A 17,694-nucleotide genomic window follows, 5' to 3' on the forward strand; every position below is an offset into this window, starting at 1 on the left:
CCTCCAGTTTGCCCGAGCACAGCGCATTAAGCAGGCCCGGCAACGCTTATCTGCCGATCAACGGCGGCACTCGCGCTTATTAGCGACTTGCACGTCAGCGCACTTAGCCCCGCCAGCATCTAAATTCGAGATAGGTGTGTCGACGGTCTGAATGCCTCCAGCAAGAAGAGTTGAATGCTTGCTCAGGTATCAGCGGCCGAATATGGCTCGGCGCGAGAGAAGCGGTACTGGCGGCTATGAGGAGCTAGACCTCGTCGGATGAGACAAAGCAGGCGTTTGAAGACCCCCGAGTAACAACGCCAAACTTGGCGACCTCATCGCCGATCTCCGGGCTAGATTTGGCTCAGATCGGAGGCAGGCATTTCCGCGAAGGTCTGTACCGTCGCTGAAGCATCGGAAGCGTCCCACACTGAGATTAAGCACGATCGGCGTTCCCTGAACAGGAAGGTCCCGCAGACGCCGACAATCCCAATCACGCCGAGACGCAGAAAAATGTTGCGGCCTGAGCAATTCCAGGACGCTCATTTTCCCATCAGTCGAAGATATCTTCTTCCGCGTTGTTGGCGTCAATCAAAGAGCTACTTCAATTGTCGCTCAAACTACGTGGATCTCTATCATGCGCGCCTCATCCTCAGAACACCCAGCGTCTGGCAGTTTCCCAAAGGCGCCAACGCGCCGCGCGCGGACGGGTTGTCGAAACCGCGATCGAACCAAGCGTCGGCAGGATTCTTTTTGGGACGTCCCCCTTTTTGTGAGAGGCATAGCGGTAAGCCCCCTGCCAATCCCCTGTCATTGCACGCCAAAGCCCTACGCCTTCGACTGACTTGTTGCACTGCGTCGATTCCGGCCTTTTTTAATCAACCCCGACTCTGAACCACCTTCGGTTCGGCGGAGACTGGGGACTGATGTGCGCTCTCAAAACGACAACGCTGAAGCGCTATCGCGCAGCGCACGCATGTTGCGCACGGCGCTCGGCGCAGAGATTGCGAGCTGGCTCGACGATGCGAGCGTCGTCGAGATCATGCTCAATCCCGACGGACGGCTTTGGCTCGATCGTCTGACGAGCGGGCTCGAGGATACGGGCGTGCGACTTTCGGCGGAAGACGGCGAGAGGATCATCCGGCTCGTCGCGCACCATGTCGGCGCCGAGGTGCATGCCGGCGCGCCGCGCGTCTCGGCGGAGCTGCCGGAAACCGGCGAGCGCTTTGAAGGGGTCCTGCCGCCGGTCGTTTATGCTCCAGCCTTCGCCATCCGCAAGCCCGCGGTCGCGGTGTTCTCGATCGACGATTACGTCGCGGCTGGCGTCATGACGAAAGATCAGGCGGCTATTCTTCGCGCCTCGGTCGCTGAACGCAGGAACATCCTCGTCGCCGGCGGCACATCCACCGGCAAGACAACACTTGCCAACGCCTTGCTCGCCGAGATCGCGAAGACCTCCGACCGCATCGTCCTGATCGAAGACACGCGCGAACTGCAATGCGCCGCGCCGAATCTTGTCTCGCTGCGCACCAAGGACGGCGTCGCCTCGCTCTCGGATCTGGTTCGTTCGTCACTCCGTCTTCGACCCGATCGCATCCCCATCGGCGAAGTGCGCGGTGCCGAGGCGCTCGATCTACTCAAAGCCTGGGGAACCGGACATCCGGGCGGCGTCGGCACCGTTCACGCTGGATCAGCGATTGGCGCGCTGCGCCGTCTCGAACAGCTCATCCAGGAAGCCGTCGTCACTGTCCCGCGCGCGCTGATCGCCGAGACGATCCAGATCATCGTGGTCCTCGCCGGCCGCGGAACGGAGCGGCGGCTGATCGAACTCGCCGCCGTCCAGGGCCTCGACGCATATGGCGACTATGCGCTCGCCGACCTCACCGGCATCACACTTGGAGACACACATGAATAGGTTTCCGATCCGCAATCGATTGCGCGCTCGTATTTGCCTTCGACTTCCGCTCGGTGTTTCGGCCGCCGCGCTTTCGACGCCTGCCCTCGCCGCCGGCTCCAACATGCCCTGGGAGCAGCCGCTCCAGCAGATCCTGCAATCGATCGAGGGCCCGGTCGCCAAGATCATCGCGGTGATCATCATCATCACGACCGGCCTGACGCTGGCCTTCGGCGACACGGCGGGCGGCTTTCGGCGGCTGGTGCAGATCGTCTTCGGCCTGTCGATCGCCTTCGCCGCCTCGAGCTTCTTTCTGTCCTTCTTCTCTTTCGGCGGCGGGGCGCTGATCTGATGGAGAACGAGACTCTTGCCATCGACGGCGCCGTCGCGGGCTTCCGCGTTCCCGTCCGCCGGGCGCTCACCGAACCGATCTTCCTCGGCGGGGCGCCGCGCTCGATCGCCATCCTGAACGGCACGCTGGCCGCGGCGCTCGGCCTTGGCCTGCGTCTCTGGCTCGCCGGCCTGGCCTTCTGGGTCGTCGCGCAGTTCGCGGCGGTCTGGGCAGCCAAGCGCGACCCCGACTTCGTTGAAGTCGTCCGCCGGCATTTGCGCTACCCGGCGCATTTCGGGGTGTGAGGGGAAGCGAAAATGCTGAACCTCGCCGAATATCGCAAGATGCCGCAAAGCCTCGCCGACTTCCTGCCCTGGGCAGCGCTCGTCGCGCCGGGCGTCGTCCTCAACAAAGATGGCTCGTTGCAGCGAAGCGCGCGCTTTCGCGGTCCCGATCTCGAAAGCGCCACCCAAGCCGAACTCGTCGGCGTCACGGCGCGGCTCAACAATGCGCTCCGGCGCCTGGGGTCCGGCTGGGCGATCTTCTTCGAGGCGCAGCGCAATCTCGCCCAAGACTATCCAGCAGGCGCATTCCCCGATCCCGTCTCCGCCCTCATCGACGAAGAGCGCCGCGCCCAGTTCGAAGAGGAAGGGGCGCATTTCGAGAGCGGGTATTTTCTCACCCTCGTTTACCTGCCGCCCGAGGACGAGGCGGCAGGCGCCGAGAGCTGGCTCTATGAGGGCCGCTCTCAGGAGGGCGCGCCCACCGCCGTGCTTACTGGCTTCATCGACCGCACCGACCGGCTGTTACAGCTTATCGATGGCTTCGCGCCGGAGGCCGAATGGCTCTCGGATGGCGAGACGCTGACCTATCTCCACTCCTGCGTCTCGACAAAGCGCCACAAGGTTCGCGTGCCCGAGACACCCATGCATCTCGACGCGATCCTCGCCGACGAGGCGCTCACCGGCGGCCTCGAGCCCCGGCTCGGAGGCAAGCATCTGCGCATCCTCACTGTTATGGGCTTTCCGTCGACGACCCATCCGGGAATCCTCGACGAGCTCAATCGCCTCGCCTTCCCCTATCGCTGGTCGACAAGGGCGATCACGCTCGACAAGACGGACGCCACAAAGGTCGTCACCCGCATCCGCCGGCAATGGTTTGCCAAGCGCAAATCGATCCTGGCGATCCTGAAGGAGGTGATGACGAACGAGTCCTCGGTCCTTCTCGACACCGACGCCCATAACAAGGCGCTCGACGCCGACGCCGCGCTACAGGATCTGGGCTCCGATCTCATCGGCGAAGCCTATGTGACGGCGACGATCACGGTCTGGGACGAGGATCCGCGCCTCGCCGACGAGAAGCTGCGTCTTGCGGAAAAAGTCTTCCAGGGCCGCGATTTCACGTCGATGGTCGAGACGGTCAACGCCGTCGAAGCCTGGCTCGGCTCGCTTCCGGGTCATGTCTACGCCAATGTCCGCCAGCCGCCGATCTCGACGATCAATCTCGCCCATATGATTCCGCTTTCGGCGGTCTGGGCCGGGCCGCTGATGGACGCGCATTTCGACGCGCCGCCCCTGTTCTTTGCGCGGACGGAAGGCTCGACGCCGTTTCGCTTTTCCCTTCATGTGGGCGATGTCGGCCATACGCTCGTCATCGGGCCGACCGGCGCCGGCAAGAGCGTGCTGCTGGCTCTCATGGCGCTACAGTTCCGCCGCTACGAAGGCTCCCGGATTTTTGTCTTCGACTTTGGGGGATCAGCGCGGGCGGCGACGCTCGCCATGGGCGGGAGCTGGCATGATCTCGGTGGGGCGCTTTCGATCGACAACGTCGATCCCGTCGCCTTGCAGCCCCTCGCCTCGGTGGACGATACCGCCGAGCGCGCCTGGGCTGCCGATTGGATCGCCTCCATCCTCGCCCGTGAGAATGTCGCCGTCACGCCGGAGGTGAAGGAGCATCTCTGGTCGGCGCTCTCGTCGCTCGCTTCCGCGCCGATCGAGGAGCGCACTCTCACCGGCCTCTCGGCGCTCCTTCAATCCAATCCGCTCAAGCGCGCGCTCAAGTCGTTTTGCCTGGGCGGGCCGCACGGGCGGCTGCTCGATTCCGACGCGGAGGTTTTGGGCGCCGCGGACGTCCAGTGTTTCGAGACGGAGGGGCTGATCGGCTCCGCCGCCGCGCCCGCCGTCCTCTCCTATCTTTTCCATCGCATCGAAGGCCGGCTCGACGGCGCACCCGCGCTCCTCGTCATCGACGAAGGCTGGCTCGCCCTCGACGATCCCGGCTTCGCCGCCCAATTGCGCGAATGGCTCAAGACGCTACGCAAAAAGAACGCCTCCGTTGTCTTCGCCACCCAGTCGCTCGCCGATATCGAGACGAGCCCAATCGCGCCCGCGATCGTCGAGAGCTGCCCGACGCGGATTTTTCTCCCCAACGAGCGCGCGATCGAACCGCAGATCCTGTCGATCTATCGCCGCTTCGGTCTCAACGACCGACAGATCGAGATCATCGCCCGGGCGACGCCCAAGCGCGACTATTACTGCCAGTCCCGGCGCGGCAACCGCCTCTTCGAATTGGGCCTCGGTCCCGTAGCGCTGGCCGTTTGCGCCGCGTCTTCGAAGACCGACCAAAAACTCATCGCCGAGATTTCAGCGGGAGCCGGGCGCGATGGGTTCGCGCGCGCCTGGCTGTCCGGGCGCGGCCTCGCCTGGGCCGCCGAACTTCTGCCTACCCCAACCGATCTGGAGACATCGTCATGACCCGCATTCGTCGCCTCGCAGCCGCGAGCGCCTTCGCTCTGTCGCTGGCTTTCCTCAGCGATCCTGTCTCGGCGCAATTCGTTGTGTTCGATCCGACCAATTACGCCCAGAACGTCCTGACCGCGGCGAACACGCTGCAGCAGATCAACAATCAGGTCACGAGCCTCCAGAACGAGGCGCGGATATTGATTAATCAGGGAAGGAACCTTGCGAACCTTCCCTACTCCTCGCTGCAGACGATCCAGCAGTCGATCTCACAAACGCAACAGCTGCTCCGCGAGGCCCAGCGCATCGCCTATGACGTGCAGCAGATCGATCAGGCCTTCTCGACGCAATATGGACCCATCAACGCGTCAGTGAGTTCCGCGGGCCTTGTCGACGGCGCGCGGCAGCGCTGGCAAAACTCCTTGTCAGCTTTGCAAGACGCCATGCGCGTTCAGGCCGGCATCGTTCAATCGATCGACACCGCCCGTTCCGAAGCCGGCGCGCTCATCTCGTCGAGCCAGTCCGCGCTCGGCGCGCTTCAGGCGTCACAGGCGGGCAATCAACTCTTGGCGCTCCAAAGCAAACAGCTCGCGGATGTGACGGCGCTCCTCGCCTCGCAAGGGCGCGCCCAGTCGCTCGAACTCGCACGCAACGCCGAAGCCCAGGAACAGGCGCGCGAGCAGATGCGTCGCTTCGTGACGCCCGGGCAAAACTATCAGCCCGGCAATGTCGCCATGTTCCATTGAGCGGGGGCGGCGTCATGAACTGGAGAGAATGGCTCGCGCCCGAGAATGTTGGCTTTGTCGCCGTTGGGATCGTCATCGGCGCGATCGCGCTCATCGGCGTCGAATCCGCCTGCGACGCCGATGCCGCGGCGCGAACGAAACCGGCGTCGCTCTTGCCGAGCGGCGCGCCATCGAGAGAACCTGCCATCGATCCCGAGATTTTGCGCTGCGCCCAGCTTCCCATTGAAGAGGCGGACGATCCCGCCTGCAAGGTTCTCTGGGCGAAGGAGCGAAAGCGGTTTCTTGGGAATGGGGAGTCGGCGCAACCCGCCGAGCATCTCATAGATATGTTCCCGTCACATCGCTCGCCCGCCGACGGCGCCTCGCCAAAGCCGAAGAGCGAGTAGCGCCATGGGCGGAACCGGCGTCATCGATCGCTTCCTCGAGACCTTCACCCGCTACATCGACTCCGGCTTCGGCCTGCTCGGCGGCGAGGTGGGGTTTGTGGCGACGACGCTTGTCGTCATCGACGTCACCCTCGCGGCGCTCTTCTGGAGCATGGGCGAGGGCGAAGACATCATCGCCCGCTTGGTGAAGAAGACCCTGTTCGTCGGCGTCTTCGCTTACCTCATCGGCAATTGGAACAATCTCGCCCGCATCGTCTTCGAGAGCTTCTCGGGCCTCGGCCTCAAGGCCGCCGGCGCGGGGCTCTCAGCCGCCGACTTCCTGCGGCCCGGCCGCGTCGCCCAGGTCGGGATCGACGCCGGCCGACCGCTGCTCGATTCCCTCTCGCAGCTTCTCGGCTATGTCTCCTTCTTCGAGAACGTCATCCAGATCGCCATTCTCCTAATCGCCTGGCTCATCGTTCTCCTGAGCTTCTTCATTCTGGCGATCCAGCTCTTCGTCACGCTGATCGAATTCAAGCTGACGACGCTTGTCGGCTTCGTCCTCATTCCCTTCGGACTCTTCGGCAAGACCGCCTTTCTCGCCGAACGCGTGCTCGGCAATGTCGTCTCGTCCGGTGTGAAGGTCCTGGTCCTCGCCGTCATTGTCGGCATCGGCTCGACGCTTTTCGCGCAATTCACGCAAGGGTTCTCGGGTCAGCCGACCGTCGACGACGCCATGGCGCTCGTCCTCGCCGCCCTCTCGCTTCTCGGTCTCGGAATCTTTGGCCCCGGCATCGCCAATGGGATCGTCTCCGGCGGGCCGCAGCTTGGCGTGGGCGCGGTCGTCGGAACCGGGCTCGTCGCGGGCGGCGCGGCGGTCGCCGGCTATGGCGCCCTGCGTCTGGCGGGCGGGACGGTCTCGGGCCTCGCCGGAAGGAGCGAGACGCAGGCCGCGGCGACATTGCCGCCCTCGCGCGGACCGCAACCGCCCGGCGGCGGCGCGCCCCCTTCTGCGCCCCCCGGCGGTCCTGGCGGCGGCTCTGCGGGTTCGACTGCGCGGCCATTCGCTTCGGCCGGCGCCGCGTCGGCCCCTCCGGCTGATGGCGGCGTCTCTTCAGGCCCCGGAGCCTCTCAAGTCGCCTCCGGCGAACCCGCCTGGGCGAAGCGCCTCAAGCGCTCCCAATCCGTCTCGCACGGCGTCTCGATCGCCGCCCATGCCCTTCGCTCCGGCGACGCCCATGGCGGCGGCGCCTCCGTCAATCTGTCCGAGGCCCGATAATGTTCAAACGAAGCTCCGTCCGCTACGGGCGCACGCCCGAACCCGAAACGCCCTACCAGAAAGCCGCGCAGGTCTGGGACGAGCGCATTGGCTCGGCCCGCGTGCAGGCCAAGAACTGGCGGCTCATCGCCTTTGGCAATCTCTTCCTCGCGGGCGGTCTCGCCAGCGCCCTCGTCTGGCAGAATGCGCGCGGTTCGGTCGTGCCCTGGGTCGTGCAGATCGACAAATTCGGCGAGGCGCAGGCCGTCGCGCCCGCCGTCGCCGATTCTCGGCCGACCGATCCGCAAATCGCATGGCATCTCGCGCGCTTCGTGGAGCACGTCCGTTCGATCCCGGCCGATCCGATCGTCGTGCGCCAGAACTGGCTCAAGGCCTACGACTTCGTGACCGACAAGGGCGCGCTGGCGCTGAACGACTATGCCCGGGCGAACGACCCCTTCGCCAAGATCGGACAGGTCCAGATTGCAATCGACGTCGCGAGCGTCATTCGCGCTTCGGACGATTCCTTCCGCGTCGCCTGGACCGAGCGCCGCTACGAGAACGCCAGCCTCTCTTCCACCGAACGCTGGACCGCCATTCTCACCATCATCGTTCAGCCGCCCCGCGACGCCGAGCGCCTGCGCAAGAATCCGCTCGGTCTTTTCATTCACGCCATCAACTGGTCGAAGGAGCTTGGCCAATGACGCCATTTTCGCTTCGGGCTTTCATGAGCCTGCTTTTCTCGTCTTCCCTGCTCACCGCCTGCTCGACCTTCAAGCCGCCCGAGATCGCCTATGACGATCTGCCCGTCCCGGCGAGCCTGCAGAGCGATCCGCCCGGCCCGGTCAGGATCGTCGAAGTCCCGAAAATCCTGCCGCTCCCCGGCCAGCTCAAATCCCTCGCACGCGGCAAGGGAGAGCGCCCCGAGCCCTTTGATCCAAAGGCGCGCATCGAACAGGCCAACGCCGCCGCGCGCATGGAGCCGCGCCGCGCCGGCTATATCAACGCCGTCCAGATCTATCCCTTCACCGAAGGCGCGCTCTATCAGGTCTATGCCGCTCCCGGCGAGATCACCGACATCGCGCTTCAAGACGGCGAGCAGCTCGTCGGCTCCGGCCCCGTCGCCGCCGGCGACACGGTGCGTTGGATCATCGGCGATACGGAGAGCGGCGCGGGCCCCGCCCGCAAGACGCACATCATGGTCAAGCCGACGCGCGCCGATCTGATGACCAATCTCGTCATCAACACCGACCGGCGCACCTACCATCTCGAGCTACGATCGACCGAAAAGACCTATATGGCCTCGGTTTCCTGGCAATATCCGCAGGACGAGCTCATCGCGCTGCGCCGCCAGAACGTCGCGGCCGAGGCCGCAGCGCCGGTCGATGTCGGCCTCGATCTCGCCCGGCTCAATTTCCGCTATGCGATCGAGGGCGACGCCGCGCCCTGGCGGCCGCTGCGCGCCTTCGACGACGGCCGCAAGGTCTATATCGAATTCCCGCGCGGCGTCTCCCAGGGCGAGATGCCGCCGCTCTTCGTCACCGGCGCCTCGGGCGACAGCCAGCTCGTCAACTACCGGGTGCGCGGCAATCACATGATCGTCGACCGGCTCTTCGCCGCCGCCGAACTGCGCTTTGGTTCCGACGACCAGAAAATTGTCCGCATCGTGCGCAGCGACGGAAGGTCCGCCATATGAGCGGGCCGGAGCACGAGAAGAAGCTGGCGGAGGAGCTGCGGCTGCGACCCGAGCGCCCGCCGGTGACGCGCCTGTCGCGCCGCGTGCTGATCGCGCTCGCAGGCGTCTCCTCCGCCGCGCTTCTCGGCTTGACCATCTGGGCGTTGCAGGGGCGCTCGCGCTCCGGCCCCGCGCCGGAGCTCATCAATACGGAAGCGAAGGCCACTCCCGACGGCCTTGCGTCCTTGCCGCGCGACTATTCGGGCCTGCCGAAGAATGTCCCCAAGCTCGGCCCGCCGCTCCCGGGCGATCTCGGCCGTCCGATCCTCGCGGCCCAGGGACAACTGCCGCCGACTGGTCCCGATCCCGAACAGCAGCGCATCGGCCAGGAGCGCGAGGCGGCGCGGACGGCGAAACTCTTTGCAACGACGAACATGCGCGAGCGGCCGTCGAATGCAGAGGGCGCTCAAAGATCGACGGTTGATTCGAGCGTCCACGCATCGGCGCCTCCAACCGAGCCGGCCCCGATCGATCCCGCCGACGTCCAGAACATGCAGGATCGCAAGCTCGCTTTCGTCAATGCGCCAGCCGATCGGCGCACGGTCAGCCCGGATCGTCTTACCGCGCCCGCGTCGCGCTATGTCCTGCAGGCGGGCGCCGTCATTCCTGCCGCGCTCCTCACCGGCATCCGCTCCGACCTTCCCGGCCAGATCACCGCGCAAGTCACCGAGAACGTCTATGACAGCGCTACCGGGCGCTTTCTGCTTATCCCACAGGGCGCCAAGCTCGTCGGCGTCTACGACTCTCAGATCGCCTTTGGGCAATCGCGCGTGCTCCTCGTCTGGAATCGTCTCATTCTCCCCGATGGGCGCTCAATCGTTCTCGAGCGCCAGCCCGGCGCTGACGCCGCCGGCTATTCCGGGCTTGAGGATGGCGTCGACCATCACTGGTTCCGCCTCGCCGGCGCCGCAGCGCTGTCAACCATTCTCGGCGTCGGGACGCAGCTTGGAACAACCGGGGAAGAAAACGCCCTCATTCAGGCGCTCCGTCGCGGCGGCGCGCAAAGCCTGAACCAAACCGGCCAGCAAGTCGTAGGACGGAATCTCAATATTCAGCCGACGCTCACCATTCGGCCGGGCTTTCCGGTGAGGGTGATCGTCACGCGCGACCTGCTGCTCGAACGCGCCGAACCGACGGCAATTCGGAGCAATCAATGACTAAGCTGAAGTTATCCAAAATTGAGGACGAAAAGCCGGTCAAGATCACTGTCACACTCTCGGCGACCCTCCACCGCAACCTCGTCGCTTACGCGGAAATCCTCGCCCGCGATTCCGGAAAAGCCGTTGAGCCCGCCATACTAATCCCTCCGATGCTCGAGCGATTTATTGCCAGCGACAGGGGTTTTGGAAAGGCGCGTCGCACGTAACGATCCAACACGGCGGCGAATTCCGCGCCGATTAGGGGAAAATCTGCCAATGGAACGAATTGCGGCCCGTTGAATTTTGGCTTTCAGGGACGACCGGCGAGTTGCCTCCGCCTCATTGCAAAATGCATTTCCGGAGACGAACATGTTCAAAACTATCCTGCTGCGGTTAGGCTTGGCCGTCACCCTTTTAGTTGCCGTCGGCAGCCTATGGCTGAAAAAGCAAAGCGACATCACGCGGCTTGAAGCTGAATGGAGGTCCCTGACGCGTATGACGCATCTGATCACGGAACGCCCCGTCCCGTATTCCTGGGCCATGGGCGTCTATGTCTCTAGCAAGGGCCTGAACCGATTCCTCACGGCGGCGAAGGATGTGCGCGTTTCCTTCGACCCCACGACGGTGCCCGACGAAGACACGATCCTCACAGTCAAGGCTCTCAACATTGAGGTGAAGCCGGGATTCGCTTCCGGGGCAATTCAAATTCAGGCTGTTTCTAAGAAAGGAAATCTCGTTGCCTTTCTGGACGGCGAAGCCGCGCTGATCTTCAAAGAATTCATTTTTGATTCAACCGGACGTCCCTTCGCCCGATTTGCAATCCAGCCGCTCAACCTACTGCCTCGGTTGCTATGGAAAACCTTCAACGTCAGCGCCGGCAAATATGCCAGTGAAGTGCTCGCCTCCGGCGTCTCCACGACATTGTCCAACGCCATGATCTTCGACATCCCCCTGCCCGATAAGCCTACCGTCGAACTTTCCATACCAAACAAGAGATTCCGAATCCCGGTGCGCGCGCCTGAAAATGAAAACTGGGTTGACCTTGTCGCCAATTTCGACTCCGGCAAGCTGTCCGAGGAACTTTCTTTCGCCCATCCCATCTTCATCGATGGTGGCATGTGGATTGTCGCTGGAGAGCGGCCCCAAGGCCAGCAGCCGAGCGAGACCATCGATCACGGCGATAGGAACGAGACACGAATGGAGCAAGAAATCGCCACCATGCGGGCGGTTGTCGCAAACATCCAACCACCTGCCGCCGGGGCTGGAGATGTCGCGATCTGGCTGCAGGGACCACAACTCGCCGGACTCATCAATAAGTTGGGCACCCTTCCGCCCGAGCGCCGGCGGATCACGATCGATTCCGACGGCTACGGCGGGCGACTCGCCGAGGACAAATGGAACGACCGAATCCTCGGCGATGGCGGTGCTTATGTCGCGCTCAACAAGCCCCATGCGGTTACGGCGTCCGTTGCGATCAGTAATATCGGCGCTCAGTGGCGGCCGTCCGAAGGATTGGCGCTTGCTTCGCAAATCGCCGCACATTCTGAGACGGATATTATGTGCTTCGATGCCGGCATCGAGAAAAAGGCCGCCCCGGTTCTCCAGCGGAAGCGCACCGCCGAAGGCTTTCGGGCAGCCTACTGTTTTGGCAGTTGGGGGGCGCTCGCCACTTGCGATTTCCATCCGGAGCCTTCCTCGAAGGCATGTCCGAGAAAGCCAAAAAAGTCAGATGGATACATGCAGCAGCAACGCTCTCGCAGATGACGATTCAGTATTATTGCGAATGAGGAGTCAGGCTTATTGCGAAAACGAGTCAACGGTAGTTCGAATCGACAACCGCCGAAGAGAATGGCGCACCAAAGCAGATAAAAGAGAGAACTTTTCGCGGTGGACAGTCTTTCTACAAAGACCTTTTAAATCAGTCGTATAGAAAAATCGAACTATCTCGACCGCGCGATTATTTTCGGCCGCGGCGGTAACTGGTTCCCATGAAACGGATTGTGCCTCGGAAAATCCTGGTCCGCTTTAACCGCGTAAGCAGCCGTCAACCGCTTCGGATGGGACTTCCCCTTTGCACCGATATTGTTGAAAAACTCCGGAAAATGGCACCCGTCAAAATTGAGGCAAAACACGTTTCAGTCGAGTGTCGCCGCTCAGTGCCATTATCAAGAACCAGCGGTAGCCCGTAGTCAAGTTGACGCCATGTCAGGTAGGCCCCCGGCTCCTTTTCCGATAGGTGCGCCAGCGGCTTCGAAAAATTTCGACCAGCCTCCCGAAAAGACTTTTTCAACAGTATCCGCCATGAGCCGCCATTGGCAAAGGTCTGCTTATGCGGTTTGGTAGGTGAAATTCGCAATGTCTGAAACTGCTAAGACTTGGGCAGCCTACGATGAGAACTGTTTTGATATTTGCTGCCCTCGGCGAATTTGCCACTGGCGTCGCCCTATTAATCGCGCCCTCGATTATCGTGCAATTGCTTCTCGGTCAGAATCTGATCGGCGTAGCGATCCAAATTGCGCGCGTAGCGGGAATCGCCCTGGTTGCGCTGGCGATCGCCTGCTGGCCCGGTCCCGCGCAGGCGGGGATGTTGGCTTACAGCGCCGGCGTGACAGTATTCCTCGGTTACGCAGGTTACACATCCGGCACAACGGGGGTATTGCTGTGGCCCGCAGTCTGCCTGCATGGCGCACTGACCGCGGCTCTTATATGGTCCTTGGCCAAAGGACTCTGAAATAGCAATTTGTTGCGCTGGGAGCGGACAATGAAACGAGCATCGGCCCGGTATTGTGTAGCGGCGATCGTCTCGGCCGGATGCGGCTTCTACTTTAGCGCACCGCCGGCCTTCGCCGAGGGAAGCCCTGAGCGCAACGCCTATTTCGGCGAGACGCATATTCACACAAGCTGGTCGGTCGACGCGTGGGTCATGGGCAACCGTATCACCGGCCCCAACGAGGCGCTGAAATACGCCCAAGGCCAGCCCATCAAGCACCCGATGGGCTATGACATAAAGATTGATACGCCGCTGGATTTCATGGGCGTGACAGACCACTCTGAATATGTCGGCGTTACCAAGGAGGCCAACACCCCTGGATCGTATGTAAGCAAGCTGCCGCAGGCGCAGCCTATGATCATGAAAGATCCGAATAGCTCGGCCGAGCAAAACCAGGTCTTCTCTTACCTGCTTAAGCTTGCTTCGAGCCCGCCCGTGAAGGCGTTCATGGATCCAAAGGTTACTTCCACAGTGTGGAAGGACAACGTCAGGATCGCCGACGAAAATAATCAGCCCGGCAAATTTACCGCGTTCTGCTCCTATGAGTGGACGTCGATGCCAGGGCAGCGCAATCTACACCGTAATGTCTTCTTCCGGGCCTGCGACAAGGTGCCGGACTATCCGTTCAGCGCGCTCGATTCCAAACGCCCGACGGACCTATGGGAGTGGATGGACGCGCAGCGCAAGGCAGGCAACGAGCTGCTCGCAATCTCCCACAACGCCAATGTGAGCGACGGCTGGATGTATCCGGTCGACGTCGATAATACCACGGGAAGGCCGATCGACGCCGCGTGGGCCGCGGCGCGCGACCGCAACGAACGCCTAGTCGAGATAAAGCAAGGCAAGGGACAGTCGGAGACGCATCCCCTGCTATCCCCCAATGACGAGTTCGCCAGCTATGAGCTGTATCAGACCCTCCTCGGCCAACCTGCCGACATGGGGCGCATCGACCATATTACCGGCAGCTTCGCACGTCAGGCGTTGAAGGACGGCATCGCGATGCAGGATGTGCGCGGCTACAACCCTTACAAGTTTGGCATGGCTGGCGGGTCCGACTCGCACAATACCGGCAGCCCCTACCGCCAGGACAACTTCTTCGGGCTTCACGCCGACGCCGATGGTTCCGTCGAGCGGCGACTTGCTGGCGTCCTTATCGGCGGTACCATGGACGTTCGCCTGGAAAATCCCGGCGGCCTGACGGGCGTATGGGCGGAGGAGAACACGCGCGCCTCCATTTGGGACGCGATGTACCGCAAGGAGACCTTCGGCGTCAGCGGCCCGCACATCAAGGTACGCTTTTTCGGCGGGTGGGGCTTCGACAAGGACCTCGTGAACGCCAGCGACTGGGTGAAGCAATCCTACAAAGGTGGCGTGCCTATGGGCTCGGACCTGACGCCCATGCCGCCTAATGGAAAGGGGACGGCCCCGAACTTCGTCGTGTCGGCGGTGAAGGACCCAACCTCGGCCAATATCGATCGAATTCAGATCATCAAGGGCTGGACGCAGAACGGTCAGAGCTTCGAGAGGATTTACGACGTCGCCTGGTCCGGCGACCGCGAGCGCGACAAGTGGACAGGCCGCGTGCCGGCGATCCAAAGCACCGTGGACATCGAGAAGGCGACCTACACGAATAGTGTGGGCTCGACTGAACTGAAGACAGTGTGGAGCGATCCGGAATTCGATGCGAGCCTGCACGCGTTCTACTATGCGCGAGTACTGGAGATCCCCACGCCGCGCTGGACATTGATCCAGGCCGTGAAATCTGGTCTGCCTCCGCCGGACGTCGTGCCCCTCACTGGCCAGGAGCGCGCCTGGACCTCGCCTATTTGGTATACGCCGTCGGCGGAGGCCCGCAAGGATGCTCAGGCGGGCACGACCGTCGCCGATCTCAAGAAAAAGGGTGCGTCGGCGCTCAATGGCGCGCAGCTGAAAGCGCTCATTACAGGCAAAGCGCACTGGCTACGGAACAACGTGACCGGCGAGCAATTCTGGCAAAGCTTCACGGCCGAGGGCCAGACCACGGTTTTCCGCGTCGGAAACGACGCCACGATGCCGAGCGGCTATGGCAATGTGGCGCGCGATGGCTATCAAGGCACGACGAGCCCCTATAAGATCGAGGGCGGCCAGCTCATCACTTTCGTCTCGCAAGACCCGTACGCGTTCACCTTCTATAAGCTGGGCGACACTTACTACGCCGCGCGCAGCAATGAGTTTGGCTATGCCAACTATGAGATCGTTCCTGATCCGAAGTTCGCGCTCAATCCCCTCGACGAGGTGATCAATCACATTGCGACCACGCTTGGGCTAACTGAGCAGCAACGGCAGCAAGCTCTCCCCATCCTCAAGCAGCAACTCATGGAGCTGGCGGCGCTAAAGAAGGATGCCTCACTCAGCCCTGTGCAAAAAGCCGAACGTCTGCGCGACGCCGCCAACGCCATTGAAGAAAAGTTGAAGCCTTTGCTCAATTCGGAGCAGCAGGAGAAGTTTCAGACGCTCCGCGAGCAGCTTCGTAGACGGCTGATAGAAAAAGTGGCGGACAAGGCGGCTGAGGATGTCGAAGCTGACGTCAAGGCCTGGTTCACCGGGAAAAGCGCCAAATAGTGGCCCAGTCGCGGGAAAGAAACATGAAGCGGGCGATAAGACGATGGCTTATCGCCCTACTGCTCTTATGCACGTCCCCAGCGGCGACAGCCTGTCAGCTTTGCCTTGGGGCTTTTCGATCCTCGGTGGCGCAGCAGCTCGTCGAAGTCCAGAACGTGTTGCTGGCGCAGCCGACCGGGAACGGCCGCGACTACAAGGTCCTCGCGATCATCAAGGGGGAATGGCCGACGGATGGGATCATCCCCGCCGACGCCATTCAGCTCGATTTTGTCGCCGCCCCGACTGAGACGCTGCTGCTTGCTCGAGACGAAACATGGTCGACGTGGCTCGGCGTGGGCGCCGCCGCTGTAGAAAATGCAAATTGGCTCCGAGAAATCGCGGGCGGGAAGCGCCCGTCAGCCATGGACGCGGGCGATTGGCAAGGCCGCGTCGCTCTGATGCTTCCCTACCTTGAGCACCGCGAGCCGCTGGTCGCGAAGATAGCCTACGGCGAAGTTGCCGCCGCGCCTTATGCCGCCCTCCTGGGGGCGCAACCGCGCCTCTCTGCGCCTGCAATTCGACGTTGGCTTGCCGATCCGGCGCTTGCGGCAAGGCGGCCTCTTTACCTGTTGTTGCTCGGTATCGCCGGCGACGCGCAGGACACCGCCGCACTCGAACAACAACTAGAAGCCTCGTGGACGACGAGCGATGCGACAAATCTGGGCTCTATGATCGCCGCGAATCTGCAACTACGTGGGCCGTCCCGTATGGCCTGGGTCGACGCGAAATATATGAGCGACCGCGCGCGCTCCACGCGGGAACTGGAAGGGGCGCTATTGGCCCTCAGCGTGCTCGGAAACGCCAATGACGCCATTCCGCGCGAGCGCATCATCCAGTCTTATCTCTTGTTCATTCGCGAGCATCAGGAGCTTGCCGGTTTCGTGGCGTGGGATTTGGCGGCTTGGCGATATTGGGGCGCAGAGCCGCTCTATCGCGCGATCGTCCAATCGCATGTTCGACAGAATTTTGCCTCCGGCGTCGCCATCTCGAAATATCTGGCGCAAAGCCCGGCGGCGAACACGACCGATTCAGATGCATCGAAGGCGAGCGCTCCGGCTCAGACGAGCGTGGAGCAGTCTGTCTCTCCAGTGGCGCGCCAATGACAGTCAGCAAGCATCCGCTCATTTCTCTTATGCAACGCCTGTCGTGCGAACCGCTTATCCATTTCCTATTGCTGGGCGCAATTCTCTTTGGGGCCTATGGCGTTCTGCAGCGAAAGCATGACGACTCGGAACGGCCAAAGCAGATTGAGTTGACCGTTGGCGATCTCTCCCAACTGGTTCAGCTGTTCCGCTCGCAGTGGCGGCGCGATCCCACTCCGGAGGAATTACGTCTGCTCGTTGAAGAGAAAGCGCGTGAAGAGATCCTCTATCGAGAAGCCCTCGCGCTCGGCCTCGACAAGGAGGACACAATCGTCAAGCGCCGCATGGCGCAAAAGATGCAGTTTCTCGCCGAGGACGTCGCCGCCGCCCGCGAGCCGACAGTTGAGGAGCTCAAGACATGGTACGAGGCCAACCATGGCGAGTTCGCCTTTCCGCCGCGCGTGAGCTTTCGACATCTCTACTTTTCACCTGATCGGCGCGGGGCTCGCGCGCATGACGATGCAGCGGCCGCATTGACGAAACTGGCTGGGCAAGCCGAGGATTCAAAGGTCGCGGCGACGCTCGCCGATGCGTTCATGTTCCAGGACTACTACCGCGACCGCACCCCCGAGTTCCTGGGGAAAGAGTTCGGCCCGAATTTCGCACTGAATGTCGCGAAGTTGACGCCGGGTTCCTGGCAAGGACCCGTCGAGTCTGGCTTTGGATGGCATCTGGTATTCGTTGACACGCTGATCCCTGGGCGAGTCCCTGCGTTCGAGGAGATTGAGGCCGAGGTGAAGAAAGCGTGGCTCGCCGAGCAAAAGGTGCAGGCCTGGCAGAAAGCCTATCGGGACATTCGTGAAAAATACACCGTACTACTACCCGCGCCGCCTGATGAAGCGCCAACAAGCGGCGACGCCGCAAAAGGCAAGCAGTCTTCCGCCACGCCGCGCGAGGGTGGCTCGTGACGCTAGGGCGACACACTGTCGGGCGGCCCCGACTCTTAAGCCTGCTCGT

At 62.4% G+C, this 17,694-nt stretch carries 16 protein-coding genes; all 16 read left to right on the plus strand.

Translation table 11 applies throughout. From position 1 onward, the window contains the following. The first annotated feature begins 955 nt into the window (after window positions 1–955). The 16 genes from trbB (at window position 956) to ACV959_RS13355 (ending at window position 17,645) form a co-directional block, all read left to right on the plus strand. Window positions 956–1,894, plus strand: a complete 939-nt coding sequence (gene trbB / locus ACV959_RS13280) for a P-type conjugative transfer ATPase TrbB (protein WP_475739667.1) — start codon at window positions 956–958, stop codon at window positions 1,892–1,894. Further along, window positions 1,887–2,225 (plus strand): TrbC/VirB2 family type IV secretion system protein, encoded by a 339-nt coding sequence (locus tag ACV959_RS13285; RefSeq protein ID WP_475737058.1) that lies wholly within the window; start codon window positions 1,887–1,889, stop codon window positions 2,223–2,225. Before trbB ends, ACV959_RS13285 begins: the two co-directional genes overlap by 8 nt. Then, on the plus strand, window positions 2,225–2,509 hold the full coding sequence (locus ACV959_RS13290) for a VirB3 family type IV secretion system protein (RefSeq protein WP_475737059.1): 285 nt from the start codon (window positions 2,225–2,227) through the stop codon (window positions 2,507–2,509). The genes ACV959_RS13285 and ACV959_RS13290 overlap by 1 nt, the downstream gene beginning before the upstream one ends. 12 nt (window positions 2,510–2,521) lie before the next feature. After that, the gene (trbE, locus tag ACV959_RS13295; protein WP_475737060.1) at window positions 2,522–4,957 is read left to right on the plus strand and encodes a conjugal transfer protein TrbE; all 2,436 of its coding nucleotides are present in this window, start codon (window positions 2,522–2,524) and stop codon (window positions 4,955–4,957) included. Beyond that, window positions 4,954–5,688, plus strand: a complete 735-nt coding sequence (trbJ, locus tag ACV959_RS13300; protein ID WP_475737061.1) for a P-type conjugative transfer protein TrbJ — start codon at window positions 4,954–4,956, stop codon at window positions 5,686–5,688. The genes trbE and trbJ overlap by 4 nt, the downstream gene beginning before the upstream one ends. A gap of 14 nt (window positions 5,689–5,702) precedes the next feature. Next, window positions 5,703–6,074, plus strand: coding sequence for a putative entry exclusion protein TrbK-alt (trbK-alt, locus tag ACV959_RS13305; protein ID WP_475737062.1), 372 nt, complete (start codon window positions 5,703–5,705; stop codon window positions 6,072–6,074). A 4-nt stretch (window positions 6,075–6,078) separates the two neighbouring features. Beyond that, complete coding sequence (trbL, locus tag ACV959_RS13310) at window positions 6,079–7,332, plus strand: P-type conjugative transfer protein TrbL (RefSeq protein ID WP_475737063.1); 1,254 nt, start codon at window positions 6,079–6,081, stop codon at window positions 7,330–7,332. Then, window positions 7,332–8,015 carry a conjugal transfer protein TrbF gene (gene trbF, locus ACV959_RS13315; protein ID WP_475737064.1) on the plus strand — a complete coding sequence of 228 codons (684 nt, stop codon included), beginning with the start codon at window positions 7,332–7,334 and terminating at the stop codon, window positions 8,013–8,015. The genes trbL and trbF overlap by 1 nt, the downstream gene beginning before the upstream one ends. Beyond that, window positions 8,012–9,007, plus strand: coding sequence for a P-type conjugative transfer protein TrbG (gene trbG / locus ACV959_RS13320; RefSeq protein WP_475737065.1), 996 nt, complete (start codon window positions 8,012–8,014; stop codon window positions 9,005–9,007). Before trbF ends, trbG begins: the two co-directional genes overlap by 4 nt. Further along, the gene (locus ACV959_RS13325; RefSeq protein WP_475737066.1) at window positions 9,004–10,203 is read left to right on the plus strand and encodes a TraB/TrbI/VirB10 family type IV secretion system protein; all 1,200 of its coding nucleotides are present in this window, start codon (window positions 9,004–9,006) and stop codon (window positions 10,201–10,203) included. Before trbG ends, ACV959_RS13325 begins: the two co-directional genes overlap by 4 nt. Beyond that, window positions 10,200–10,412, plus strand: coding sequence for a DUF2274 domain-containing protein (locus ACV959_RS13330; protein ID WP_475737067.1), 213 nt, complete (start codon window positions 10,200–10,202; stop codon window positions 10,410–10,412). Before ACV959_RS13325 ends, ACV959_RS13330 begins: the two co-directional genes overlap by 4 nt. 142 nt (window positions 10,413–10,554) lie before the next feature. After that, window positions 10,555–11,949, plus strand: a complete 1,395-nt coding sequence (locus ACV959_RS13335) for a hypothetical protein (RefSeq protein WP_475737068.1) — start codon at window positions 10,555–10,557, stop codon at window positions 11,947–11,949. Between the two features lie 625 nt (window positions 11,950–12,574). Next, window positions 12,575–12,916 (plus strand): hypothetical protein, encoded by a 342-nt coding sequence (locus ACV959_RS13340; RefSeq protein WP_475737069.1) that lies wholly within the window; start codon window positions 12,575–12,577, stop codon window positions 12,914–12,916. 30 nt (window positions 12,917–12,946) lie between these two features. Then, window positions 12,947–15,556: a DUF3604 domain-containing protein gene (locus ACV959_RS13345; protein ID WP_475737070.1), complete on the plus strand. Its 2,610-nt coding sequence runs from the start codon at window positions 12,947–12,949 to the stop codon at window positions 15,554–15,556. 125 nt (window positions 15,557–15,681) lie between these two features. Next, entirely contained in the window at window positions 15,682–16,698 is a 1,017-nt protein-coding gene (locus ACV959_RS13350; RefSeq protein WP_475737071.1) for a hypothetical protein, read from the plus strand. Continuing rightward, complete coding sequence (locus ACV959_RS13355) at window positions 16,695–17,645, plus strand: peptidyl-prolyl cis-trans isomerase (RefSeq protein WP_475737072.1); 951 nt, start codon at window positions 16,695–16,697, stop codon at window positions 17,643–17,645. Before ACV959_RS13350 ends, ACV959_RS13355 begins: the two co-directional genes overlap by 4 nt. The last annotated feature ends 49 nt before the right edge of the window (window positions 17,646–17,694 follow it).

It is taken from the genome of Methylocystis sp. Se48, assembly GCF_056269425.1.